25 protein-coding genes are annotated in these 22,910 nt (G+C 66.8%); 20 read left to right on the forward strand and 5 right to left on the reverse strand.

The features are described from left to right. Positions 1 to 26 precede the first annotated feature (26 nt). Complete coding sequence (lexA, locus tag KDH83_RS02550; RefSeq protein WP_212312655.1) at positions 27 to 677, reverse strand: transcriptional repressor LexA; 651 nt, start codon at positions 675 to 677, stop codon at positions 27 to 29. Positions 678 to 842: 165 nt separating this feature from the next. After that, on the reverse strand, positions 843 to 2,042 hold the full coding sequence (locus KDH83_RS02555; protein WP_212312611.1) for an amino acid aminotransferase: 1,200 nt from the start codon (positions 2,040 to 2,042) through the stop codon (positions 843 to 845). A gap of 76 nt (positions 2,043 to 2,118) precedes the next feature. Here KDH83_RS02555 and uvrB point away from each other — a divergent pair, with 76 nt between their 5' ends. The 12 genes from uvrB (at position 2,119) to KDH83_RS02615 (ending at position 12,520) form a co-directional block, all read left to right on the forward strand. Continuing rightward, positions 2,119 to 4,338, forward strand: a complete 2,220-nt coding sequence (gene uvrB / locus KDH83_RS02560) for an excinuclease ABC subunit UvrB (protein WP_249204777.1) — start codon at positions 2,119 to 2,121, stop codon at positions 4,336 to 4,338. A 259-nt stretch (positions 4,339 to 4,597) separates the two neighbouring features. Further along, entirely contained in the window at positions 4,598 to 5,089 is a 492-nt protein-coding gene (locus tag KDH83_RS02565; RefSeq protein WP_103275065.1) for a low molecular weight protein-tyrosine-phosphatase, read from the forward strand. 188 nt (positions 5,090 to 5,277) lie between these two features. Further along, the gene (iscR, locus tag KDH83_RS02570; RefSeq protein WP_103275064.1) at positions 5,278 to 5,817 is read left to right on the forward strand and encodes a Fe-S cluster assembly transcriptional regulator IscR; all 540 of its coding nucleotides are present in this window, start codon (positions 5,278 to 5,280) and stop codon (positions 5,815 to 5,817) included. 22 nt (positions 5,818 to 5,839) lie between these two features. Then, positions 5,840 to 7,051 (forward strand): IscS subfamily cysteine desulfurase, encoded by a 1,212-nt coding sequence (locus KDH83_RS02575; RefSeq protein WP_103275063.1) that lies wholly within the window; start codon positions 5,840 to 5,842, stop codon positions 7,049 to 7,051. Positions 7,052 to 7,084: 33 nt separating this feature from the next. Further along, positions 7,085 to 7,486, forward strand: a complete 402-nt coding sequence (gene iscU, locus KDH83_RS02580; protein WP_212312612.1) for a Fe-S cluster assembly scaffold IscU — start codon at positions 7,085 to 7,087, stop codon at positions 7,484 to 7,486. Between the two features lies 1 nt (position 7,487). Further along, the gene (gene iscA, locus KDH83_RS02585) at positions 7,488 to 7,811 is read left to right on the forward strand and encodes an iron-sulfur cluster assembly protein IscA (RefSeq protein ID WP_212312613.1); all 324 of its coding nucleotides are present in this window, start codon (positions 7,488 to 7,490) and stop codon (positions 7,809 to 7,811) included. A gap of 3 nt (positions 7,812 to 7,814) precedes the next feature. Then, positions 7,815 to 8,327, forward strand: a complete 513-nt coding sequence (gene hscB, locus KDH83_RS02590; RefSeq protein ID WP_212312614.1) for a Fe-S protein assembly co-chaperone HscB — start codon at positions 7,815 to 7,817, stop codon at positions 8,325 to 8,327. Between the two features lie 69 nt (positions 8,328 to 8,396). Continuing rightward, positions 8,397 to 10,259, forward strand: coding sequence for a Fe-S protein assembly chaperone HscA (gene hscA, locus KDH83_RS02595; protein WP_212312615.1), 1,863 nt, complete (start codon positions 8,397 to 8,399; stop codon positions 10,257 to 10,259). A gap of 9 nt (positions 10,260 to 10,268) precedes the next feature. Further along, the gene (gene fdx / locus KDH83_RS02600; protein WP_212312616.1) at positions 10,269 to 10,610 is read left to right on the forward strand and encodes an ISC system 2Fe-2S type ferredoxin; all 342 of its coding nucleotides are present in this window, start codon (positions 10,269 to 10,271) and stop codon (positions 10,608 to 10,610) included. Further along, on the forward strand, positions 10,610 to 10,804 hold the full coding sequence (gene iscX, locus KDH83_RS02605; protein WP_212312617.1) for a Fe-S cluster assembly protein IscX: 195 nt from the start codon (positions 10,610 to 10,612) through the stop codon (positions 10,802 to 10,804). The genes fdx and iscX overlap by 1 nt, the downstream gene beginning before the upstream one ends. A gap of 240 nt (positions 10,805 to 11,044) precedes the next feature. Further along, positions 11,045 to 11,929 (forward strand): methylglyoxal synthase, encoded by an 885-nt coding sequence (locus tag KDH83_RS02610; protein WP_212312618.1) that lies wholly within the window; start codon positions 11,045 to 11,047, stop codon positions 11,927 to 11,929. 174 nt (positions 11,930 to 12,103) lie between these two features. Next, positions 12,104 to 12,520: a DUF4399 domain-containing protein gene (locus tag KDH83_RS02615; protein ID WP_249204778.1), complete on the forward strand. Its 417-nt coding sequence runs from the start codon at positions 12,104 to 12,106 to the stop codon at positions 12,518 to 12,520. Between the two features lie 36 nt (positions 12,521 to 12,556). On the opposite strand, the gene KDH83_RS02620 is transcribed toward KDH83_RS02615, so the two are convergent. The 3 genes from KDH83_RS02620 to KDH83_RS02630 all read right to left on the reverse strand — a co-directional run bounded on the left by KDH83_RS02620 (position 12,557) and on the right by KDH83_RS02630 (position 14,039). Continuing rightward, positions 12,557 to 12,844 carry a type II toxin-antitoxin system RelE/ParE family toxin gene (locus KDH83_RS02620; RefSeq protein ID WP_212312620.1) on the reverse strand — a complete coding sequence of 96 codons (288 nt, stop codon included), beginning with the start codon at positions 12,842 to 12,844 and terminating at the stop codon, positions 12,557 to 12,559. Further along, on the reverse strand, positions 12,841 to 13,125 hold the full coding sequence (locus tag KDH83_RS02625) for an antitoxin of toxin-antitoxin stability system (protein WP_212312622.1): 285 nt from the start codon (positions 13,123 to 13,125) through the stop codon (positions 12,841 to 12,843). The genes KDH83_RS02620 and KDH83_RS02625 overlap by 4 nt, the downstream gene beginning before the upstream one ends. A gap of 110 nt (positions 13,126 to 13,235) precedes the next feature. Continuing rightward, positions 13,236 to 14,039, reverse strand: a complete 804-nt coding sequence (locus KDH83_RS02630; protein ID WP_212312624.1) for an enoyl-CoA hydratase-related protein — start codon at positions 14,037 to 14,039, stop codon at positions 13,236 to 13,238. 303 nt (positions 14,040 to 14,342) lie between these two features. On the opposite strand from KDH83_RS02630, the gene KDH83_RS02635 reads away from it, so the two are divergent. The 8 genes from KDH83_RS02635 (at position 14,343) to KDH83_RS02670 (ending at position 22,843) form a co-directional block, all read left to right on the forward strand. Next, positions 14,343 to 15,164 carry an ABC transporter ATP-binding protein gene (locus tag KDH83_RS02635; protein ID WP_212312626.1) on the forward strand — a complete coding sequence of 274 codons (822 nt, stop codon included), beginning with the start codon at positions 14,343 to 14,345 and terminating at the stop codon, positions 15,162 to 15,164. After that, positions 15,164 to 16,042: a branched-chain amino acid ABC transporter permease gene (locus KDH83_RS02640; RefSeq protein ID WP_212312628.1), complete on the forward strand. Its 879-nt coding sequence runs from the start codon at positions 15,164 to 15,166 to the stop codon at positions 16,040 to 16,042. The genes KDH83_RS02635 and KDH83_RS02640 overlap by 1 nt, the downstream gene beginning before the upstream one ends. 3 nt (positions 16,043 to 16,045) lie before the next feature. Next, on the forward strand, positions 16,046 to 17,083 hold the full coding sequence (locus tag KDH83_RS02645) for a branched-chain amino acid ABC transporter permease (protein ID WP_212312630.1): 1,038 nt from the start codon (positions 16,046 to 16,048) through the stop codon (positions 17,081 to 17,083). Positions 17,084 to 17,145: 62 nt separating this feature from the next. Continuing rightward, positions 17,146 to 18,324 carry an ABC transporter substrate-binding protein gene (locus KDH83_RS02650; RefSeq protein WP_212312632.1) on the forward strand — a complete coding sequence of 393 codons (1,179 nt, stop codon included), beginning with the start codon at positions 17,146 to 17,148 and terminating at the stop codon, positions 18,322 to 18,324. A gap of 13 nt (positions 18,325 to 18,337) precedes the next feature. Continuing rightward, positions 18,338 to 19,162, forward strand: a complete 825-nt coding sequence (locus tag KDH83_RS02655) for an ABC transporter ATP-binding protein (RefSeq protein ID WP_212312634.1) — start codon at positions 18,338 to 18,340, stop codon at positions 19,160 to 19,162. Beyond that, entirely contained in the window at positions 19,159 to 21,024 is a 1,866-nt protein-coding gene (locus tag KDH83_RS02660) for an AMP-dependent synthetase/ligase (RefSeq protein ID WP_212312636.1), read from the forward strand. The genes KDH83_RS02655 and KDH83_RS02660 overlap by 4 nt, the downstream gene beginning before the upstream one ends. After that, positions 21,021 to 22,175: a thiolase family protein gene (locus KDH83_RS02665; protein WP_212312638.1), complete on the forward strand. Its 1,155-nt coding sequence runs from the start codon at positions 21,021 to 21,023 to the stop codon at positions 22,173 to 22,175. Before KDH83_RS02660 ends, KDH83_RS02665 begins: the two co-directional genes overlap by 4 nt. Positions 22,176 to 22,180: 5 nt before the next feature. Continuing rightward, positions 22,181 to 22,843 (forward strand): TetR/AcrR family transcriptional regulator, encoded by a 663-nt coding sequence (locus KDH83_RS02670; RefSeq protein ID WP_212312639.1) that lies wholly within the window; start codon positions 22,181 to 22,183, stop codon positions 22,841 to 22,843. Positions 22,844 to 22,910 lie beyond the last annotated feature (67 nt).

Raw genomic sequence — 22,910 nt, forward strand, 5'->3', positions numbered from 1 at the left:
CTCGCGTCGGCCGCGATGGCGAGTGCTCAGTGCAGGGCTTGAGTGCGGATCAACCCGACAGCGATGCCTTCCAGCGCGAATTCCTGTTCGGCGTCCACGATGATGGGGGCGAAATCGGGGTTCTCGGGCAGCAGTTCCAGGCGGCCATTCTGGCGCTGCAAGCGCTTGACCGTCACGTCGTCGCCCAGGCGGGCGACGACGATCTGGCCGTTGCGCGCTTCGGTGGCGCGCTTGACCGCCAGCAGGTCGCCTTCAAGAATGCCGGCGTCGCGCATGCTCATGCCGCGCACTTTCAGCAGGTAATCGGGTGTCTGGGCGAACAGGCCGGGGTCGACGCCGACCTCGCGCTCCACATGCTCGGCCGCCAGGATCGGGCTGCCCGCGGCAACGCGGCCAACCAGCGGCAGCAGCAGCTGGGCCAGGGCAGGGTGGGGCAGCATGGCTTGCGCTGGTGTCGTGGCGGCGTCCTTCAGGCGAATGCCGCGCGAGGCGCCGGCGGTAAGCTCGATGGCGCCTTTGCGGGCCAGCGCCTTGAGGTGATCCTCAGCCGCGTTGGGAGATCGGAAACCCAATGCCTGGGCAATTTCGGCGCGAGTGGGCGGAAAGCCCGTGCGCGCGACGGTTTGCCGGATGAGGTCGAGGATTTGCTGCTGGCGTTCCGTGAGTTTGCTGGCCATGGCGATGATCCGTTGCTTGCGGACTGTACATATATACAGCGCCATTCTGGGGGACATAACGGAAAAATGCAAGCGCACGCCGCCAAAACAAAACGGGACCCGCATGGGTCCCGTCTTGCATCGCCAGTTGCCAGCGGCGGCATGGCGCCGCGCCGGGCGTCAGGCTCAGAGCACCGCGGCGATGGCCTTGGCCACCTTGTCGATGTTGCCGCTGTTCAGCGCGGCGACGCAGATGCGGCCGCTGGAGACGGCGTACACGCCGTGCTCTTCGCGCAGGCGGTCGACCTGGGCGGCGCTCAGGCCCGAGTACGAGAACATGCCGCGCTGGGCCAGCACGAAGCTGAAGTCCTGCTTGCCGCCGTGTTCCTTGATCTTCTCGACCAGCTGCTTGCGCATCAGGCGGATGCGGTCGCGCATGCCAGCGAGTTCTTCTTCCCACAGGGCGAACAGTTCGGGCGAGTTCAGCACCGTCGACACCACCGTGCCGCCGTGGGTGGGAGGGTTGGAGTAGTTGGTGCGGATGACGCGCTTGAGCTGGCTCAGCACGCGCACGGCTTCGTCCTTGCTGCCGGCCACCACGGTCAGGGCGCCGACGCGCTCGCCGTACAGCGAGAAGGACTTGGAGAACGAGGAGCTGATGAACATCGTCAGGTCCTGCTCGGCGAACATGCGCACGACCGCGGCATCTTCCTGCAGGCTGTCGCCGAAGCCCTGGTAGGCGATGTCCAGGAACGGGACCAGCTGGTTCTGCTTGACGACGTCGGCGATCTGCTTCCACTGCTCGAACGTGGGATCCACGCCGGTCGGATTGTGGCAGCAGGCGTGCAGCACGACGACGGTCTTGGCCGGCGCGGCCTTCAGGTCGGCCAGCATGCCTTCGAAGTTCAGGCCGCGGGTGGCGGCGTCATAGTACGTGTAGGTGCCGACTTCGAAGCCGGCGCGCTCGAACAGGGCGCGGTGGTTTTCCCAGCTGGGGTTGCTGATCAGGACCTTGGAGCCCGGCAGCAGCTGGTGCAGGAAGTCGGCGCCGATCTTGAGCGCGCCCGTGCCGCCCAGGGCCTGCGTGGTCAGCACGCGGCCGGCGGCGGCCAGCGGGGAGTCGTTGCCCAGCAGCAGCGCCTGCGCGCCCTTGTTGTAGCCGGCGATGCCTTCGATCGGCAGGTAGCCACGGGCCGCGGCGGCCTCGATGCGGGCAGCTTCGGCCTTGCGCACCGCGCCCAGCAGAGGGATGCGACCCTGGTCGTCGTAGTACACGCCCACGCCCAGATTGACTTTACCGGGACGGGTGTCCGCGTTGAATTGTTCGTTCAGGCCAAGGATGGGGTCGCGCGGCGCGAGTTCGACGGAATCGAAAAGGGTGCTCATGGGAGTCTATTTGGCTGGGTGGACGCAGGAATTGGTGCTGTGGATAATGAGGGGTTTACCTCGGGAACAGTCTAGCATGTCCAAGAGCGAGCGACGGGGCCGGAAAACGGTCGAAAAGCAGGCTGAAAGTCTGGACGAAAGCCTGGGCGCGGGCCTGGGGGAAGGCCTGGAGGTAGGCCTGAATGCGACTGGCCTGGCGGACGAGTCCGCCGGGCAGGCCGGCACGCGCGCCGGCGAGGGCGGCGGGGGTGGAGACACCACCGTTCCGGGTGCTGCCCCGGGCTTTGTCGAGTATCCGGGCAGTCCATTCCAGCTGTACCAGCCGTATCCGCCGGCGGGCGACCAGCCGACGGCCATCGACAGCCTGGCCCAGGGCATGGAAGACGGCCTGATGTACCAGACGCTGCTGGGCGTGACCGGATCGGGCAAGACCTACACCATGGCCAACGTGATCGCCCGCCTGGGTCGTCCGGCCCTGGTGCTGGCGCCCAACAAGACGCTGGCCGCGCAGTTGTACGCCGAAATGCGCGAGTTCTTTCCGAAGAACGCGGTCGAGTACTTCGTTTCGTACTATGACTATTACCAGCCCGAGGCCTACGTGCCGACGCGCGACCTGTTCATCGAGAAGGACTCGTCCATCAACGAGCATATCGAGCAGATGCGATTGTCGGCCACCAAGAGCCTGCTGGAACGCCGCGACACGGTGATCGTGGGCACGGTGTCCTGCATCTACGGTATCGGCAATCCCGGCGACTACCACGCCATGGTGCTGATCCTGCGCTCGGGCGACCGGATTTCCAGGCGCGAGATCCTGGCGCGGCTGGTTGCCATGCAGTACACCCGCAATGACGCCGAGTTCACGCGCGGCGTGTTCCGCGTGCGTGGCGAGACGATCGACATCTTTCCGGCCGAAAGCGCCGAGTTGGCGCTGCGGCTGACGCTGTTCGACGACGAGATCGAGAGCCTGGAGCTGTTCGATCCGCTGACCGGCCGCATCCGCCAGAAGCTGCCCCGCTTCACCGTGTATCCGGGGTCGCATTACGTGACGCCGCGCGACACCGTCCTGCGCGCCATCGAGACCATCAAGGAAGAGCTGCGCGAGCGCGTCAAGCGTTATGTCGACGACGGCCATCTGGTCGAGGCGCAGCGGCTGGAGCAGCGCACCCGCTTCGATCTGGAAATGTTGCAGGAACTGGGCTTCTGCAAGGGCATCGAAAACTATTCGCGGCATCTGTCGGGCGCGGCGCCGGGCGAGCCTCCGCCCACGCTGATCGACTATCTGCCCGGCGATGCGCTGATGTTCATCGACGAGAGCCACGTCACCATCGGACAGTTGAGCGCCATGTACCGGGGCGACCGGTCGCGCAAGGAAACGCTGGTCCAATATGGCTTCCGCCTGCCTTCGGCGCTGGACAACCGGCCGCTGAAGCTGGAGGAATTCGAGGCGCGCATGCGCCAGTGCGTGTTCGTGTCGGCCACGCCGGCCGCCTATGAGCGCGAGCATACGGACAACGTGGTGGAGCAGGTGGTGCGTCCCACCGGCCTGGTGGATCCGGAGGTGCAGGTGCTGCCGGCGCGCACCCAGGTCGACGACCTGCTGGGCCAGATCAAGGCCAGGGTGGCGGTGTCGGAGCGCGTGCTGGTGACCACGCTCACCAAGCGCATGGCCGAGGATCTGACCGACTTCTTGAGCGAACACGGCGTGCGGGTGCGCTATCTGCATTCCGATATTGATACGGTCGAGCGCGTGGAGATCATCCGCGACCTGCGGCTGGGCACATTCGACGTGCTGGTCGGGATCAACCTGCTGCGCGAGGGGCTGGACATTCCCGAGGTTTCGCTCGTGGCGATCCTGGATGCCGACAAGGAAGGTTTCCTGCGCTCGGAACGCAGCCTGATCCAGACCATCGGCCGCGCCGCGCGCAACCTCAATGGGCACGCGATCCTTTACGCCGACCGCATCACGGATTCGATGCAGCGGGCCATGCAGGAAACGGAGCGGCGGCGCGTCAAGCAGCTGCAGTTCAACGCGGACCACGGCATCACGGCGCGCGGTGTCAGCAAGGCGGTGCGCGAGCTGATCGACGGCATTGTGGCGCCGGTCCAGCACGATGCGCTGGAAGCGGCGGTCCCCGCGGAATTCCTGAACGACGAAAAGGCGCTGGCGCGCGAGATCAAGCGCCTGGAAAAGCTGATGATGGACCATGCCCGGAATCTGGAGTTCGAACAGGCGGCCGCCGCCCGCGACGCGCTGACGGCATTGAAGCAGCGCGTCCTGCTGGACGGCGCGGTGTGAGCTGCGGGCGGCTCATGGGGCCGCCCGTGAACCTGTCTGATCGCTGACGAAAAGCTGAAAAATGTTGTTCCGGCGCAGCGCAATCGGACGTTCAAATTTTGCGCAGATTTTTCCCGGACAAGCTCGGGGCAGGTCTGGATTTTTTATTCCAATTCATTGATTTCAAAGTAAATTTTTGATACGGCATTTTGTCCTGCAACCCCCTTTTTGGTGCAAAAAAAGCTTGCCTTATCGCGGGTTTTCCCGCACACTTGCCAGCATGATGACCAAGGTACTTTTCGTTTGCATGGGCAATATCTGTCGCTCGCCGAGCGCAGAGGGCGTGTTTCGCCATTTGGTGAACGACGCGGGTTTGGGCGACGTGGTTCGCATCGATTCCGCCGGCACGCACGCGTTTCACATCGGCGAGGCGCCTGATGCCCGGGCGCAGGCCGCGGCGCGCAAGCGCGGCTACGAGATCACGCACTGCGAGGCGCGTCAGGTCACCGCGGAAGATTTCCGCGAATTCGATCTCATCCTCGCCATGGACTGGGACAACCTGTCCGCCATGCAGCAGCAGTGCCCGAAGGCCTATCAGCACAAGCTGATGCTGCTGATGCGCTTCGCCAACGAGTTCGAAGAAGCCACCGTGCCCGATCCTTACTATGGCGGCGCCGACGGTTTCGGCAAGGTGCTGGACTACCTGGAAGACGCCTGTCAGGGCGTGCTCGAACTGGTCCGCAAGCGCGCTACCCAATACCAGGCGGCCTGAGCCCCTGGCTCGGGTCGGCGATAGCTGGCCCGAACTGAATTGGCAGTGAATCAACCGCGCGTCAGCGCGGTTTTTTCTGGTTACGAGCCATACCAATTTAGTCGGGAATTTGCTATACTTGAGCCAATTACTCGGGTATTGGCCGTTGGATTCTCTGGCGGCCATGGCCGATTCACAGGGAACCCACCATGCGGTTAACTACCAAAGGGCGTTTCGCCGTGACTGCCATGATCGATCTGGCTATGCGGCAGCATAGCGGTCCGGTCACTCTCGCGGCCATCAGCCAGCGCCAGAATATTTCGCTTTCCTACCTGGAACAGCTGTTCGGAAAGCTGCGCCGCCACGAACTCGTGGACAGCGTGCGCGGCCCGGGCGGCGGTTATTCGCTCGCCCGCCTGGCGCGCAACGTGACCGTTGCCGACATCATCTTCGCCGTGGACGAGCCGCTGGATGCCACCAGCTGTGGTGGCAAGCGCGACTGTACCAGCGGCAATGACGGCAAGCCGGGCAAGTGCATGACGCACGAACTCTGGGCCACGTTGAACCGCAAGATGGTCGATTACCTGGATTCGGTGTCCCTGCAGGATCTCGTGGATCAGCAGCGCGTGCGCCAATTGCAGGAAGCCAACAATCAGGCCCAGGCCTGCGCCGTGCGCGTGAACCGGGTGGGTGGCGCGAACGCCGCCAACGCCCCGACCACGACCGTCGCCGCCAACGCCACCGCATAAGCAGCATCAGGAGTTTGTAGAAATGACCACCCGCCCGATCTATCTGGACTACTCGGCCACCACGCCGGTCGATCCCCGCGTCGTCGACAAGATGGTGCCCTGGCTGTACGAGAACTTCGGCAATCCGGCCTCGCGCAGCCATGCCTTCGGTTGGGAGTCCGAGGACGCCGTCGAGCGCGCCCGCGAGGAAGTCGCCAAGCTGGTGAACGCCGATCCGCGCGAAATCGTCTGGACCTCCGGTGCGACCGAGTCCGACAACCTTGCCATCAAGGGCGCCGCCAACTTCTACGCCGAACGCGGCAAGCACATCATCACCGTCAAGACCGAGCACAAGGCCGTGCTGGACACCTGTCGCGAGCTGGAGCGCCAGGGCTTCGAGGTGACCTACCTGGACGTCAAGGAAAACGGCCTGATCGACCTGGACGTGTTCAAGGCCGCGCTGCGCCCTGATACCGTGCTGGTCTCGATCATGATGGTGAACAACGAAATCGGCGTGATCCAGGACGTCGAAACGCTGGGTGAAATCTGCCGCGAAAAGGGCATCATCTTCCACGTGGACGCCGCGCAGGCGACCGGCAAGGTCGAAATCGACCTGCAGAAGCTCAAGGTCGACCTGATGTCGTTCTCGGCTCACAAGACCTACGGCCCCAAGGGCATCGGCGCGCTGTACGTGCGTCGCAAGCCGCGCGTGCGCATCGAGGCGCAGATGCACGGCGGCGGCCACGAGCGCGGTTTCCGCTCGGGCACGCTGGCCACGCATCAGATCGTCGGCATGGGCGAAGCCTTCCGCCTGGCGCGCGAGGAAATGGGCACCGAGAACGAGCGCATTCGCATGCTGCGCGATCGTCTGTGGGCTGGCCTGTCGCAGATCGAAGAGGTCTACCTGAACGGCGACATGGACCAGCGCGTGCCGCACAACCTGAACGTCAGCTTCAACTATGTCGAAGGCGAGTCCCTGATCATGGCGATCAAGGAACTGGCCGTGTCCAGCGGCTCGGCCTGCACCTCGGCCAGCCTGGAACCTTCCTACGTGCTGCGCGCCCTGGGCCGCAACGACGAGCTGGCGCACAGCTCGATCCGTTTCACGCTGGGCCGCTTCACCACCGAGCAGGAAATCGACTACGCGGTCGAACTGCTCAAGAGCCGCGTGGGCAAGCTGCGCGACATGTCGCCGCTTTGGGAAATGGCCAAGGAAGGCATCGACCTGAACACCGTGCAGTGGGCTGCGCACTAAGCGCCCGCGCCTTGAAATACGTGGAGAATCAATATGTCTTACAGCACTAAGGTCCTGGACCACTACGAAAACCCGCGCAACGTCGGTTCGTTCGACAAGTCGGACGACTCCGTCGGCACCGGCATGGTCGGCGCTCCCGCCTGTGGCGACGTCATGAAGCTGCAGATCAAGGTCAACGAATCGGGCGTGATCGAAGACGCGCGCTTCAAGACCTACGGCTGCGGCTCGGCCATCGCCTCCAGCTCGCTCGTGACCGAATGGGTCAAGGGCAAGACGCTGGACGAAGCGCTGACGATCCGCAACACGCAGATCGCCGAGGAACTGGCGCTGCCGCCCGTGAAGGTCCACTGTTCCATCCTGGCCGAAGACGCGATCAAGGCCGCGGTGCAGAACTACAAGGAAAAGCACTCGGTTCCGGCCGAGGTGGCGAACTGAAATGTCCGTAACCCTGACCCAGAAGGCAGCCAACCACATCGGCCGCTACTTGCAAAAGCGCGGCAAGGGCATCGGCTTGCGGCTCGGAGTTAGGACCACGGGCTGCTCCGGCATGGCGTACAAGTTGGAATACGTGGACGAGGCGGCGCCCGAGGACATGGTCTTCGAGAGCTTCGGCGTGAATGTCTACGTCGATCCCAAGAGCCTCGCCTATCTGGACGGCACCGAGCTCGACTACGCGCGCGAAGGCCTGAACGAAGGCTTCAAGTTCAGCAACCCCAACGAGAAGGCGACCTGCGGCTGCGGCGAGTCGTTCACGGTGTAAGTCTTGGCTGGAGACGATCACTTCAGCCTGTTCGGCTTGCCGGCGCGCTTCGACCTCGATACGCAAATGCTGGAATCGGCGTGGCGCACTGTGGCCGCGCAGGTGCACCCAGACCGCTATGCCACCGCCAGCCCGGCCGAGCGCCGGGTGGCGATGCAATGGGCGGCGCGGGCCAACGAGGCCTATCGCCAACTGCGGGATCCGATGCTGCGGGCGCGCTATCTGTGCGAACAGGCGGGCGTGGACCTGCAGACCGAGAGCAACACGTCCATGGATCCGGCGTTCCTGATGCAGCAGATGAGCTGGCGCGAAGCGCTGGACGATGCGCGCGGCGATGCCGCTGCGCTGGCATCGCTGCAAGCAGAGCTGCAGGAGGCGCGCGGACAGATGCGCGCACGCCTGGCGCAACTGCTAGACGTGGACAAGGACTACGCGGCGGCGGGGCAGAAAGTGCGGGAATGGATGTTCGTGGAGAAGCTGGCGCAGGAGCTGGCCCACGCGCAACCGGCGGAATAGTCCAGGGCGCCGGACGGCCGCCACCGAACTTGCGGCCGGGCTGCGCCCACTGAGCAGAAAAACACAATCATGGCTTTATTGCAGATTTCCGAGCCTGGCGAATCGCCCGCGCCGCACCAGCGCAAGCTGGCGGTGGGCATCGACCTCGGCACCACCAATTCGCTGGTCGCCGCGGTGCGCAGCAGCGTGGCCGAAGTCCTGCGCGACGAGCAAGGCCATGCGCTGCTGCCTTCGGCGGTGCGCTATTTCCCCGGAGGCCGGGTCACGACCGGTCGCGAGCCGCTGGCCGAGCAGGCGCTGGACCCGTTGAACACCGTGGTGTCGGTCAAGCGCTACATGGGCCGTACGCTGGAAGAGGCGCGGGCCTCGCGCGCGCCGTATGAATTCGTGGACGCGCCCGGCATGGTGCGCATCCGCACGGTGCAGGGCGACCTGAGTCCGGTGGAAGTGTCGGCCCAGATCCTGGCCGTGCTGCGCCAGCGCGCCGAGGACGTCCTCGGCGACGACCTGGTCGGCGCCGTGATCACGGTGCCCGCCTATTTCGACGACGCGCAGCGCCAGGCGACGCGCGACGCCGCCAGGCTGGCCGGCCTGAACGTGCTGCGCCTGCTGAACGAACCCACCGCCGCCGCCATCGCCTACGGCCTGGATAACGCCGCCGAAGGCGTGTACGCGGTCTACGACCTGGGCGGAGGCACGTTCGACGTGTCCATCCTGCGCCTGACGCACGGCGTGTTCGAAGTGATCTCCACCGGCGGCGACACGGCCCTGGGCGGCGACGACTTCGATGCGCTGATCGCCGACCATGCCGCGAGCGGCCTGGGTTCCGCCGAACTGCCGCCGGCCGACCGCCGCGCGCTGTTGGTGGCGGCGCGCGCGGCGCGCGAAGCGCTGTCCGATACCGACGAAACGCGCCTGCGCCTGACCTTGTCGGATGGCCGCGAGCTGGACCTCGCGCTTAGCCGGCAGCAATTCGAATCGCTGGCCCAGCCGCTGGTGCAGCGCACGCTGGATTGCGCGCGCCGCGCCTTGCGCGACGCCGAGTTGCGCCCCGCCGACGTGCGCGGCGTGGTGATGGTGGGCGGCGCCACGCGCATGCCCGTGATCCGCGCGGCCGTGGGCGAGATGTTCGGCACGACGCCACTGACCGACCTGGACCCCGACCAGGTGGTGGCGCTGGGCGCCGCGCTGCAGGCAAACCTGCTGGCCGGCAACCGGGCGCCGGGCGAAGACTGGTTGCTGCTCGATGTCATTCCGCTATCGCTGGGCCTGGAAACCATGGGCGGCCTGGTGGAGCGCGTGATTCCGCGCAACAGCACGATACCCGTGGCGCGCGCCCAGGAATTCACCACGTTCAAGGACGGCCAGACCGCCATGAGCATTCACGTGGTGCAGGGCGAGCGCGACCTGGTGAGCGATTCCCGCTCGCTGGCCCGCTTCGAGCTGCGCGGCATTCCGTCCATGGTGGCGGGCGCGGCGCGCATCCGCGTGACTTTCCAGGTGGATGCCGATGGCCTGTTGAGCGTGACCGCGCGCGAGCAGAGCAGCGGGGTCGAGGCGGCTGTCTCGGTCAAGCCTTCGTATGGCCTGAGCGACGACGAGATCGCCCGGATGCTGGCCGACAGCGTGGCGCAGGCCGATTCAGACGCGCGCGCGCGCATGCTGCGCGAGCAGCAGGTCGACGCGCGCCAGCTGGTGGAGTCGGTGCAGGCCGCGTTGGCCGCCGACGGCGACCTGCTGGACGCCGACGAGCGCAAGCGCGTGGACGATTGCCTGAGCGCCGCCGCCGGCGCGCAGGAGCTGTTGGACGTGGACGCGGTCAAGGCCGCCGTCGAGGCGTTGTCGGCCGCGACCGACGAATTCGCCGCGCGGCGCATGGACCGCAGCATCCGTGCGGCGCTGGCCGGCCGCAAACTTGACGAGATCGCCTGATAACAAGCTATGCCGAAACTGACCATACTGCCTCACCCCGAATACTGCCCCGAAGGCGCGGTGATCGAAGACGCGCCCAAGGGCGTGTCGATCTGCCGCATCCTGCTGGACAATCACATCGACATCGAGCACGCCTGCGAACTGTCCTGCGCCTGCACGACCTGTCATGTGGTGGTCAAGGAGGGCTATTCCTCGCTGGAAGACGCGACGGATGACGAGGAAGACCTGCTGGACAAGGCCTGGGGCCTGACGCCGACCTCGCGCCTGTCGTGCCAGGCCTGCGTCGCCGACGCCGACCTGACGGTCGAGATCCCCAAGTACACGATCAACCACGCCAAAGAGGGCCATTGATGAAGTGGACCGACACCTACGAGATCGCCGCCGCGCTCTACGACGCGCATCCCGACGTGGACCCGAAGACGCTGCGTTTCACCCAGCTGCGCGAGTGGGTGCTGGCTTTGCCGGGGTTCAATGACGATCCCGCCCATAGCGGCGAGAAGATCCTGGAAGCCATCCAGATGGCCTGGATCGACGAAGCGGACTGAACCGCTGGCTGAAGACGACGCTCCCTGACGGGAGCGTTTTTCTTTGTGGTCGGCATTCCGGATCCCGCAATCCAGGACCGGACGCGCTTCGGGTCGCCGATGGCGCCGGGTTCGGGCTGGCGCGCGGCGATATTGCCGCATTGGACGTCACTTGGGCTGGGCCTCACGGTATCATCAAGGCTCTGTCAGCCCGTTTGGCGCCCGCGCGTCCCGCTGACGCTTTCCGACCTGAGTCTATCGATGCCCGCTGCCCAACTGCGCTTTGGATTGGCCGCCAACCGGCTGCACCACGAAACCCCCGATGCCGCGCTGTTCACCTGGCTGCGCGCCTGTTCCGCCACCATCCGCGAACTGGGCGTGCAGCTGCATACCGTGGGTCGCACGCACGACGCCATCGTGCGCGAGGGCATGCTGCAGGGCTATAGCGGACTGATCCGCTATCCCTATGGCCGCGAAGGCGGGCTCATGAAGCTGGTGGCGCGCGTCACCGAAGGCCGCGACGGCCAGGCGCCGTTCGACGGCGCCATCTACCTGATCGATCCGGTCGATCCTTCCTCGATTTTTCCCGAGGCGCTGGCGCTCAAGCGGCAGTGCATCACGCATGGCCGTCCGTTCATCTCGACGCTGGCCGGCGCCATCGAATGGATGGAGGTCGAGCGCGTGCATGCGGGCCTGACGCCGGACGCGTCGCTGTCGCGCATGTTCGATTACGAGGGCCAGACGCTGGCCCTGATCGCCCACGATGCGCTCAAGGACGAGATGGTTGCCTTCGCCAGCGAGCATTTCGACGTGCTGTCTCGTTTCGCGCGGCGCGTGGCCACCGGCACGACGGGTGGCCGGCTCAATGACCTGGCCTGGTCGCGCGGCTGGCCCAAGGACAAGCCCTGGGTGCATCGCTACCTGAGCGGGCCGCTGGGCGGCGACGCGCAGATCGCCGAGCTGGTGCTCGAACATCAATGCCAGCGCGTGATCTTTTTCGAGGATCCCCACGTGGCGCGCCAGCACGAGGCGGATATCCAATTGCTGGAGCGCGCGGTGCGCGTGGTCACCGAGTCCGCGACCTGCGCGACATCGCCGTCGGTGGCGCGTCGCTGGGCGCAGGCCGTGGAAAAGCGCGGGATCTGAGACCGCAGGGCGAATCGGCGGCAGGCAGCGGAGCCTGGCCGCATCGCAGCAAAGTGTCACGCTTGCGGCGGCGGGCTTCTGCGAGAATAGGCGCGGGACCGGCATGAATGCCGCGCCTGTGCGGCCTCGGGCCACCAATGGCCGGGCCATCTTGTTCAACGCGAGGAGGATGCCATGATGCAAGCACTATCGTTTGCCCGCATTTGCTCCGGCTTGGCTGGCGCGGTCTTGTTGAGCGCGAGTCTGGCAGCCAAGGCGGCCGACAAGGTTTACTTTGTCGAGCCCAAGGACGGCGCCACGGTGGACAGCCCGGTGAAAGTGAAGTTCGGCGTGGACGGCATGGCGGTCAAGCCGGCCGGTGACATGACCGCCGGCACTGGCCACCATCACCTGATCGTCGACGGCAAGCCAGTGCCCAAGGGCGAGGTCGTGCCGACGGACGACACGCATATCCACTTCGGCAAGGGCCAGACCGAAACCGAGCTCAAGCTCGCGCCGGGCAAGCACACGCTGACCATGCAGTTCGCCGACGGCGCGCATCGCTCTTATGGGCCGGACCTGAGCAGCACGATCTCGGTGACGGTGAAGTAGTCCTGTCTTGCACGGCCCGGGCCGCTTGCTGGCACTTCATCTGTGCAGCGGCGGCCATCTGCGTGCCGTATGGGTCAAGGCCAGGATCCATACCGTGCCGTCCGGCGCGATTTCATAGGCCAGCCGATACCGTTCATGCGGAACGAGTTCGCGCACGCCGGGAACGTCTGTAGGCTTGCCGATGCGCGGGTGTGTGGCGAGCTTGGCGGCAGCCAGGCTGAAAAGCTGATCCACGCACGCGGCGGCAGCGGCGCTGTCGGCGGCGATGTAGTCCCAGATATCAGAGCGATCCTGTTCGGCTTGCGGCGTCCAGACGGCGGTCACGCCTGGTCTTCCGTGGCGGTTCGTTTGCGTCTGGCGGCGTAGACGGCTTCGATCTCGTCGTTCGGGCGGCCCAGGCCGGCGCGCATGGAGGCGCGTGCGGCGTCGATCTTGCTGCGTCGGTAGTCGTCATGGTCGCTAGCCGGCTGATGCTGGGCGACATAGTCGCGCATTAGTTCGCTAACGATCTGGGACGCGGGCCGATTCTCGGCGGCGGCCTGTGCCAGGAATGCGGCGTGCAGAGCGGGTTCCAGGGGCATGGTGAAAATGGTCTCTTCGGGCATGTGGGAGTCCTTTTTTTACCAAGGGGAGTATGGGCGGTACAGGCTCGGCATGTACGACTTGCGATGAATGCAGGACTGATGGCAGGACGTCCATCCTGCGGCAGCCTGCCTCAAGCCCCCGTGAACCGTGGCGGCCGTTTCGCGCGGAACGCCGCCACGCCCTCGGCGAAATCCGCCCGCGTCGCGCTTTGCAGAAAGCACGCGGTTTCTTCACTGAGCTGGGTTTCCAGCGTTGCCTGCGCCGCCGAGCGCAGCAGCCGCTTGGCGCCGGCGATGCCGTGCGGCGCATGGGCGGCGATGGCGCCCGCGTAGGCTGCCGCCTGCTCGCGCAGCTGACCGGCCGGCGCCACTCGGGTGATCAGGCCCCAGGACAGCGCTTCCTCGGCGCTGAACGGATCGTGCCGCAGCAGCAGGTCCAGCGCCCGCTTCGGCCCCACGGTGCGCATCAGGCCGTGCGTCATGCCGGCATCGGGCGTGGCGCCCAGCTTGAGATACGCGGTCATGAAGCGCGTGCCGGCTTCGGCGATCGCCAGGTCGCAGGCCAGCGTCAGCGACAGGCCGGCGCCCGCGGCGATGCCATGCACCTGCGCCAGCCAGACCTTGTCCATGCGCGCGACGCGCACGAGAAAATCGTTGAGCGGCGTGAACAGGTCCATCAGCGATGCGCGCACCGCGCAGGCCGCGCCTTCGAACATCGAGATGTCGCCGCCGGCACAGAACGCATTGCCCGCGCCCTGCAGCGTGACCACGCGAATGTCGGCGCGGGTTTCCAGCCACTGGGCGGCGCGCTGCAGGTCTTCGGCCATGGCCACGTCGATGGCGTTGAGCGCGTCGGGCCGGTTCAGCGTCAGCGTGGCGGCGGCGCCACCGGTTTGAAGAATGAGCGTGCGGAAAGCGGGCAGACCGGTGTTCATGGCGAGTCTCCGGGGTAGGGCGCAGGCTGGGACAGATACCGGGTAAATACCAGCTACTTGTCCAAAAACCGCGATGCTATGTTGTGAACCGAGCGCTTGCTTGGTTTGTTGTCACGCCAAGCTAGCGTAACGCATAGAACGAATTTCCGGCGCTGTATTGGCGTAGGTTAAGACAGGTTCGTTGCATCGCCTGCCTCGCGGGTTGTCGCCAGTATTTGCTGGAAACCGAAGGGTCGTCGCCTCGCGCGCCGGCCCGCCGGCTCGACAAGAAGCGGACTTCGCGTCCCTGCGAGGAGACTACAGGTGGATCAATCCGACAGCCCTCCCTTGCTGGAGGTGGACGGGATCACGCTGGCGTTCGGCGGCATCAAGGCGCTGACCGGCGTGGGCTTTCGCGTGCAGCCAGGTTCCATCACCACCGTGATCGGACCCAACGGCGCCGGCAAGACCTCGCTGTTCAACACCATCTCCGGCTTCTACCATCCCGCCGCGGGCCAGATCCGTTTCCAGGGCGCCGATATCACGCGCAAGCCGGCGCCCGAGCGCGCCAGGCTGGGACTGGCCCGCAGTTTCCAGAATATCTCGCTGTTCCGCGGCATGACCGTGCTGGACAACATCAAGCTGGGCTGCCATGCGCACTTGCGCAGCAACGTGCTGGACGCGCTGTTTTACCTGGGCCGTGCGCGGCGCGAGGAAATGGCGCTGCGCGCCGAGATCGAGGAGCGCATCATCGATTTCCTGGAGATCGATCACATCCGCCACGCGCCGGTGTCGGCGCTGTCCTACGGCCTGCGCAAGCGCGTGGAACTGGCGCGGGCGCTGGCGATGCGGCCTAAGGTGCTGATGCTGGACGAGCCGGTGGCCGGGATGAACCGCGAAGAGACCGAGGACATGGCGCGCTTCATCCTGGACGCGCGCTCCGAATGGGGCGTGACGGTGCTGATGGTGGAGCACGACATGGGCATGGTCATGGACCTGTCCGATCATGTGGTGGTGCTGAACTTCGGCCAGGTGATCGCCGACGGCACGCCAGCGCAGGTGCAGGCCGATCCCGAGGTGATCAAGGCATACCTGGGCGCGGGCGACGTGGGCGACCTGCGCCGCCGCCTGCGGGAGGCGGCCTGATGGACGGGCTGTTCTTCCTGGAGGTGACGCTGGCCGGGCTGGGCAGCGGCGGCCTGTACGCGCTGGCGGCGCTGGCCTTCGTGATCGTCTACAAGGCGACCCGCGTGGTCAACATCGCCATCGGCGAATTCCTGATGATGGGCGCCTACGCGTTCTATGCCTTCGCCGCCGGCATGGAATGGCCGGTCTGGCTGGCCATCGCCGGCGCGGTGGCGGCCTCGGGCCTGCTGGGCGCGGTGGTCGAGCGCCTGACCATACGCCCGATGCTGGGCGAGTCGCCGATCTCGGTGTTCATGGTGACGGTGGGGCTGGCCTCGATCCTGGTGGGCGTGGTCGAGCTGGTCTGGACCGCCGACCAGCGGCGGCTGCCGGAGTTCATGCCGCGTTCGCCGGTGATGGTGGGCGAGGCGTTCGTGGCGCCCAAGGTGTTCTACGGCTTCTGGGTGGCGGCGGCGCTGATCCTGGTGGTGCTGGCGATATTCCGTTACTGGCGCGGCGGCGTGGCCCTGCGCGCCACCGCGGCGGACCAGGGCGCGGCCTATGCCATGGGCATCAATGTGCCGCGCGTGTTCTCGCTGGCCTGGGTGGCGGCGGGCGCGATCGCGGCGGTGTCGGGCGTGATCGTCGGCGCCATCGGCGGCATTTCCTCGTCGATGGGCGTGTTCGGCCTGTCGGTGCTGGTGGTGGTGATCGTGGGCGGCCTGGACAGCGTCGTCGGCGCGCTGGCCGGAGGCCTGTTCATTGGCGTGCTGGAGGCCTGGGCCGGCGCCTACCTGGGCGGCGAATACAAGCTGCTGGCTACTTTCCTGGTACTGGTGGCGGTGCTGATGGTCCGGCCTTACGGCCTGTTCGGCACCCGTGAAATCGAGAGGCTCTGAACCATGCGCATCGCGACCGCGAAACAGACCTACCAGGCGGACGAGGCGCTGTTCGATACGCACGTGCAGCGGCTCTGGCTGCTGTTCCTGGCGGCGGCGCTGGCGCTGTTTCCCTTCGTGGCCGACGCCTACTGGCTGTACCTGGCCTGCCTGGTGGCCATCAACGTGGCCAGCGCCACCGGGCTGAACATCCTGACCGGCTACACCGGATTGGTCAGCCTGGGACAGGCCGCCTTCATGGGCCTGGGCGCGTACACGGTGGCGGTGCTGGAGCAGCGGCTGGGCACGCCGGCGCTGCTCAACCTGCTGGCGGCCGGCGTGGTGGCGATGCTGGGCGGACTGGTGGTGGGCGTGCCGTCGCTGCGGGTGAAGGGGCTGTACCTGGCGATCTCCACGATCGCCGCATCCTTCATCGCGCACTTCATCTTCGCCAACTGGTCGTTCACCGGCGGCACCGCCGGCCTGCAGGTGCCGCCCGCGCGGCTGTTCGGGGTCGACCTGGACACCTCGTTCCGGATCTACTGGCTGATCGTGCCGCTGACCGCGCTGATGGTGCTGGGCGCGGCCAATCTGTTCCGCACGCGCATCGGCCGCGCCTTCATCGCCATCCGCGACCGCGACATCTCGGCCGAGGTGCTGGGCATCCGGCTGTTGCGCTACAAGCTGCTGTCCTTTGGCCTGTCCTCGTTCTACGCGGGCGTGGCGGGCGGCCTTTGGGCCTACTTCTTCCGCGTGGTCACGCCGGAGAGCTTTCCGCTGATCATGTCGATCTTCTTCCTGGCCGCCGTCATCGTGGGCGGCATGGGATCGATCCTGGGATCGATCCTGGGCGCGGCCTTCATGACCATGGTGCCCGAGATGCTCAAGCTGGTGGTGGGCTGGCTGCCGGTCGGCGGCGACGCGCTGAGCCTGATCTCGCCCGTGCGCACCATCGTATTCGGCCTGCTGATCGTGGGCTTCCTGATCTTCGAGCCGCTGGGGCTCGCGGAAATCTGGCGGCGAGTGCGCCGCTATTTTCACCTCTGGCCGTTCCGCACCTAGCCCGGACGCCGCAGACAAGCAGACTACAAGCAGACTACAAGCAGACCACAAGGAGACATCCCATGAAGCGCATCCCGACAGGCGGTTTGTTGAAATGGCTGGCCCCCTTGGGGCTGGCGGCGGCGCTGGCCGTCGCGCCCGCGGCCCAGGCCGAGGAAGACCTGGTGCTGGGCGGCTCGATCCCGCTGAGCGGCGTGTTCGCCTTCGCCGGCCAGGGCATCCACGCCGGCATCACCGACTACGTGAAGATCGTCAATGACCAGGGCGGCATCAAGGGCCGCAAGCTGCGCTACGTGCCGGAAGACACCGCCTACAAGGTCGATGCCTCGGTGGCCGCCTTCAAGAAGATCACCAGCCAGAACAAGGTCAACTTCTACTACGGCGATTCCACCGGCTTTTCCAAGACCATCAACGCCGAACTCAACCGCGCGGGCAACATCCTGATGACCGGCGCGTCCTTCGCCACCGAGTTGAACGACCCGGCCAAGTATCCGGCCCAGTTCATGCTGGGGCCGGACTACACCGAGATGTTCGGCATCCTGCTGCGCTACATCGCCAAGGAAAAGCCGGGCGCCAAGGTCGCCTTCGTGTATTCGGACACCGAGTTTGGCCGTGATCCCATCGCCAGCTCGCGCGCCGTGGCCGAGAAGCTGGGCCTGAAGGTGGCCACCGAGATCATGACGCCGCCGGGCAGCGTGGACGTGTCCACCGAGGTCATCAAGCTGCGCCGCGCCGATCCGGACTACACCATCTTCCACGGCTACGTGCTGGCGCCGATTCCGGAATTCGTCGGGCAGGGCAAGCGCATGGGCCTGAAGACGCAGTACATGGGCACCTTCTGGACCATGGACAATTCCACCGTGATGCAGATGGGCGAGGACGCCGAGGGCTTCATGGGCGTGATGCCTTACCGCTATTACTACGACCAGGCGGCCGACGCGCCCATGCTGAAGAAGATCCGCGAAATGCGGCCGCAGTACCAGAGCACGGGCTACATGCAGGGCTTCCTGGCCGCCATGCTGTTCACCGAGGCGGCCAAGCGCACGCTGGACGCGGGCAAGGACCTGAGCGCGGCCAACATGAAGGCGGCGCTGGACGGCATCAAGGACTTCGACACCGGCGGGCTGATCGGCGTGCCCATCAGCATGAAGGGCAATTCCATTCCCGTGGGCCGGATCTACCGCGCCGACGTGAAGCAGAAGCAGATGGTGCCGGCGTCCGACTGGATCGTGCTCAAGTAGGGTGGACGCGGCCATGATTCCGGGACAGGAAGCGCCGCGCGCGCTGCTGGACATCAACAACATCGAAGTCGTCTACAACAAGGCGGTGCAGGTGCTGCGCGGCCTGTCCCTGTCCGTGCCGGCCGGCGGCATCGTGGCGCTGCTGGGCAGCAACGGCGCGGGCAAGTCCACCACGCTCAAGGCTGTGTCGCGGCTGCTGGACCTGGAGGACGGCGCGCTGGTGGCCGGGCGCATCGCCTTCGACGGCGGCGACACCGCCGGCGCGCGGCCGCAGAACCTGGTGCGCGCGGGACTCGCGCACGTGATGGAGGGGCGGCGCGTGTTCGAGGACCTGAGCGTCGAGGAAAACCTGGTGGCCGCCACCTACGCGCTGACCGGGCGGCGCGACGCCAAGCCGGATTTCGACCTGGTGTACGGCTACTTTCCCCGGCTGCATGAACGGCGCAAGGGCCTGGCCGGTTACCTGTCGGGTGGCGAGCAGCAGATGCTGGCCATCGGCCGGGCGCTGATCGCGCAGCCCAAGCTCATGCTGCTGGACGAACCCTCGCTGGGCCTGTCGCCCATGCTGGTCGAGAACATCTTTTCCATCATCGCCCGCATCAACCGCGAGCAGGGCGTGGCCATGCTGCTGGTGGAGCAGAACGCTTCGGTGGCGCTGGCGGTGGCGCACTACGGCTACATCATGGAGACCGGCAAGGTGGTGATAGACGGCAGCGCCGACAAGCTGGCGGCGGACCCGGACGTGCGCGAGTTCTACCTGGGCGTGGGCGGCGCCGGCGAGACGCGCGGCTTCCGCGACATCAAGCACTACAAGCGCCGCAAGCGGTGGCTGTCATGAGCGGCGCGCGCGACCGCATGTCGGTGGTGGGCGAAGCGCGCCCGGCCCGGCCCGAGCTGACGCTGCCGCAGATGCTGCGCGAGCAGGCGCGGCGTCAGCCGGACGGGCTCGCCCTGCTCCAGAAGGAATTCGGCATCTGGAAGCCCAGCAGCTGGGCGGAATACTGGCGGCGCGCCTGCCGCGTCGGCCTGGGGCTGCGCGCGCTGGGCCTGGCGCCGGGCGGGCGCGTGGCCATCGTCTCCGAGAACCGCATCGAATGGCTGCTGACGCAGATGGGCGCGGGCGCGGTGGGCGCGGTCGCCGTGGGCGTGTACGCCACCAGCCCGGCCGAGGAAATGGGTTATGTGCTGGAACATGCCGACATCGAACTGGTCGTGTGCGAGGACCAGGAGCAGGTCGACAAGGTGCTGCAGGTTGCCGACCGTCTGCCGGGCCTGCGCCGCATCGTCGTGATCGAGACCAAGGGCCTGCGTTCCTATGCCGTCGCCGAGCGCGCGCGCATCGTCACCTTCGCGCAGGTCGAGGAAGACGGCCAGCGGCGCCAGGATCTCGAACAGGGGGCGCTGGATGCGGCGCTGGACGGCCAGCGCCTGGCCGATATCGGGCTGATGATCTACACCTCGGGCTCGACCGGCAAGTCCAAGGGCGCGATGCTGAGCTACCGCAACATGCGCGGCGTGGCCTGGGGCATCGCCGAGCGGCTGGAGATGGACGCGCGCAGCGTGCATCTTTCCTATCTGCCGCTGTGCCACGTGGCCGAGCAGATGCTGTCCACCTTCGTGCCGATCTATGTGGGATCGCAGGTGAATTTTGGCGAATCCATCCGCACCGTGCAGGAAGACCTGCGCGAGGTCGCGCCCTCGATCTTCCTGGGCGTGCCGCGCATCTGGGAAAAACTGCACGCGGCGATTTCCATCAAGATGCAGGAAGCCGGACGCCTGCAGCAATGGCTGTACCGGCGGGCGCTGGCGGCCTGCGCGCCGTTCCTGGAAAAGTCGCGCGCGCAATACAGCTGGCGCGAACGCTGGACCCATGCTCTGTGGTACTGGCTGGTGCTGCGCGCCTTGCAGAACTTCATCGGCCTGCGGCGCGTGCGCGTGGCGATGACCGGCGCGGCGCCGATTCCGCCCGACGTGGTGCGCTACTTCCGCAATCTCGGCGTGCCCTTGCTGGAGGTCTACGGCCTGACTGAGTCCACCGGCATGATCTTCGGCCAGCATCCCGACCGCGTCAAAGTGGGCACCGTGGGCGAGCCCATCGCCGGCGTGGGCTGGCGCGTCGGCGAATCCGGCGAACTCCAGGTGCGCGGCGACATGGTGTTCGAGGGGTACTACAAGAATCCGCAGGCCACGGCGGATACCGTGCGCGACGGCTGGCTGCACACCGGCGACGTGGTGGCGGTGCAGGGCGGGCGGGTGCGCATCGTGGATCGGATGAAGGACATCATGATCACCTCGGGCGGCAAGAACCTGACGCCGTCCGAGATCGAGAACGCGGTCAAGGGCAGTCCCTATGTGAAGGAGTGCATCGTGATCGCGGACGGACGCAAGTACGTGTCGGCGCTGGTGCAGCTGGAATTCGACACGGTCGGCAAATGGGCCGAGTCGCGCCGCATTGCCTTCACGCACTTCCGTTCGCTGGCCGAGCATCCGCAGGTGCGCGCGCTGGTCGAGCAGGAGATCGCGCGCGCCAACCAGGGCCTCGCGCCCGTGGCGCAGATCAAGCGATTCCACCTGCTGACCAAGGAACTGGATCACGACGACGGCGAGGTCACGGCGACCATGAAGGTGCGCCGCGCCAGCATCTACCGCGCTTACGCGCATGAAATCGAAACGCTCTACGCCGAGGAGAACGCGGCATGAATGAAGCGGTGATCGTGCAAGCCGTGCGCACGCCTTTCGGCAGGCGCGGCGGCGTCTGGGCCGATACGAGGCCGGATGACCTGTTGGCCGGCGCGGTGACGGGCCTGCTGCGGCGGGCCGGGCTGCCCGCCGAGCGGGTAGACGACCTGATCGCCGGCTGCGTCAGCCAGGCGGGCGAGCAGGGCGCCAACATCGGCCGCCTGGCCGCCATGCTGGCCGGCCTGCCGGAGACGGTGCCTGGCGTGTCGCTGAACCGCATGTGCGGGTCCAGCCAGCAGGCCGTGCACTTCGGCGCCCAGGCCATCGCCGCCGGCGACATGCGCTATGTGATCGCCGGCGGCGTCGAGAGCATGAGCCGCGTGCCCATGTTCCTGGACGTGACGCTGGGCCAGGGCGAGTTCCGGGGCTTCGACACGCTCAATCCCGCGTTGCTGCAACGCTATCCGCTGGTGCACCAGATCGAGAGCGCCGAACGCATCGCCGAGCACTGGGGGCTGACGCGCGCAGAGATGGACGACTGGGCGCGCCAGAGCCATGCGCGGGCCTGGGCGGCGGCAGGCTCCGGTTTGCACGATGAGTTGCTGCCTGCTCCCGCCGGCGCGCCGGCGCGCGACGAGGGCATCCGCGAATACACCGATCCGGCGCGCATGGCGGCGATGGCGCCGGCGCTGCGGCCACCGGGGCAGGGCGGTGTGACCGCGGCCAATGCCAGCCAGCTGTCCGACGGCGCCGCCGCCGTGCTGCTGGCCGACATGGACGCCGCGCTGGCCGACGGCCTGCGTCCGCTGGCGCGCTTCAAGGCGCGGGTGGCGATCGGCTCGGACCCGGTGTTGCAGCTGACCGGCGTGATCCCCGCCGCCGAGCGGGCGCTGGCGCGCGCCGGCCTGACGCTGCGCGACCTGGACTGGATCGAGATCAACGAGGCCTTCGCCAGCGTGGTGCTGGCCTGGCTGCGCGCCACCGGCGCCAATCCCGAGCGCGTCAATCCTTGGGGCGGCGCCATCGCGCACGGCCATCCGCTGGGCGCGACCGGCGCGGGCCTGATGGCCAAGATGCTGGCCGGGCTGCGCGCCATCGACGGACAGTTCGGCATGCAGCTGATGTGCATCGGCCACGGCATGGCCACGGCCACCATCCTGGAACGGCTGTAGCGGACATGGACAAGCGGGACGGCGATCCGGACACCCGCGGCGCGGCGCGCGACGAAGGCCCGGACTCCGCGCGCCGCCGCGAGGTGATCCTGACCGCCGGACGCCTGTTCCGCGAACACGGCTATGAACGCACCACGGTGCGCGAACTGGCGAAGGCCGTGGGGCTGCAATCGGGCAGCCTGTTCCATCATTTCCGCAGCAAGGAGGAGATCCTGGTCGCGGTGATGGACAACGGCATCCAGGAAGTGCTGGACCATGGCCGGCAGGCGCTGGCGCGCTATGCGGCGCCGGCGGACCGGCTGGCCGCGCTGTTCCGCGTGCATATGTGGAGCATGCTGCACGGCGCGGGCGGGGACGCGATGAATGCGCTGGTCTATGAATGGCGCAGCCTGTCGGCCTCCAGCCAGCATGGCGTCAAGGCCTTGAGCGATCTTTATGAAGGGATGTGGCAGGACGTGGTGGCCACGGCGGTGGACGCGGGCCTGCTGGCCGGCGATGCGCGCGTGATCAAGCGCTGCGTGCTGGGCAGCATGAATCTGACGGTGCAATGGTATCGGCCGGACGGTCGGCTGGCGCCGGATGCCTTCATCGAGGCGATGCTGCAGGCCTGCCTGCCGGCGCTGCCGGCGGGGGCGGGGGCATGGCCGTTGGCCGAGCCGCGTGCGTAGCGCGGCCTCAGCCCCTGCGCTTGAAGAACGCGCCCACGCCGCAAGCCACGGCCCGCGCCCGCAGGCA

The sequence above is a fragment of the Achromobacter sp. Marseille-Q0513 genome (genome assembly GCF_018195695.1).
Lineage (GTDB): Bacteria > Pseudomonadota > Gammaproteobacteria > Burkholderiales > Burkholderiaceae_B > Achromobacter.

Excerpts from the sequence above, each read along its gene's own strand:
- KDH83_RS02610 (WP_212312618.1), top strand. The coding sequence starts at position 11,045 with ATGCCCGCTGCCCAACTGCGCTTTGGATTGGCCGCCAACCGGCTGCAC.
- iscX (WP_212312617.1), top strand. The coding sequence starts at position 10,610 with ATGAAGTGGACCGACACCTACGAGATCGCCGCCGCGCTCTACGACGCG.
- KDH83_RS02655 (WP_212312634.1), top strand. The coding sequence starts at position 18,338 with ATGATTCCGGGACAGGAAGCGCCGCGCGCGCTGCTGGACATCAACAAC.
- iscU (WP_212312612.1), top strand. The coding sequence starts at position 7,085 with ATGTCTTACAGCACTAAGGTCCTGGACCACTACGAAAACCCGCGCAAC.
- KDH83_RS02575 (WP_103275063.1), top strand. The coding sequence starts at position 5,840 with ATGACCACCCGCCCGATCTATCTGGACTACTCGGCCACCACGCCGGTC.
- KDH83_RS02650 (WP_212312632.1), top strand. The coding sequence starts at position 17,146 with ATGAAGCGCATCCCGACAGGCGGTTTGTTGAAATGGCTGGCCCCCTTG.
- KDH83_RS02660 (WP_212312636.1), top strand. The coding sequence starts at position 19,159 with ATGAGCGGCGCGCGCGACCGCATGTCGGTGGTGGGCGAAGCGCGCCCG.
- uvrB (WP_249204777.1), top strand. The coding sequence starts at position 2,119 with ATGTCCAAGAGCGAGCGACGGGGCCGGAAAACGGTCGAAAAGCAGGCT.
- KDH83_RS02630 (WP_212312624.1), bottom strand. The coding sequence starts at position 14,039 with ATGAACACCGGTCTGCCCGCTTTCCGCACGCTCATTCTTCAAACCGGT.
- KDH83_RS02665 (WP_212312638.1), top strand. The coding sequence starts at position 21,021 with ATGAATGAAGCGGTGATCGTGCAAGCCGTGCGCACGCCTTTCGGCAGG.
- KDH83_RS02565 (WP_103275065.1), top strand. The coding sequence starts at position 4,598 with ATGATGACCAAGGTACTTTTCGTTTGCATGGGCAATATCTGTCGCTCG.
- KDH83_RS02670 (WP_212312639.1), top strand. The coding sequence starts at position 22,181 with ATGGACAAGCGGGACGGCGATCCGGACACCCGCGGCGCGGCGCGCGAC.
- KDH83_RS02625 (WP_212312622.1), bottom strand. The coding sequence starts at position 13,125 with ATGCCCGAAGAGACCATTTTCACCATGCCCCTGGAACCCGCTCTGCAC.
- iscA (WP_212312613.1), top strand. The coding sequence starts at position 7,488 with ATGTCCGTAACCCTGACCCAGAAGGCAGCCAACCACATCGGCCGCTAC.
- fdx (WP_212312616.1), top strand. The coding sequence starts at position 10,269 with ATGCCGAAACTGACCATACTGCCTCACCCCGAATACTGCCCCGAAGGC.
- KDH83_RS02615 (WP_249204778.1), top strand. The coding sequence starts at position 12,104 with ATGATGCAAGCACTATCGTTTGCCCGCATTTGCTCCGGCTTGGCTGGC.
- KDH83_RS02640 (WP_212312628.1), top strand. The coding sequence starts at position 15,164 with ATGGACGGGCTGTTCTTCCTGGAGGTGACGCTGGCCGGGCTGGGCAGC.
- KDH83_RS02555 (WP_212312611.1), bottom strand. The coding sequence starts at position 2,042 with ATGAGCACCCTTTTCGATTCCGTCGAACTCGCGCCGCGCGACCCCATC.
- lexA (WP_212312655.1), bottom strand. The coding sequence starts at position 677 with ATGGCCAGCAAACTCACGGAACGCCAGCAGCAAATCCTCGACCTCATC.
- hscA (WP_212312615.1), top strand. The coding sequence starts at position 8,397 with ATGGCTTTATTGCAGATTTCCGAGCCTGGCGAATCGCCCGCGCCGCAC.
- iscR (WP_103275064.1), top strand. The coding sequence starts at position 5,278 with ATGCGGTTAACTACCAAAGGGCGTTTCGCCGTGACTGCCATGATCGAT.
- KDH83_RS02645 (WP_212312630.1), top strand. The coding sequence starts at position 16,046 with ATGCGCATCGCGACCGCGAAACAGACCTACCAGGCGGACGAGGCGCTG.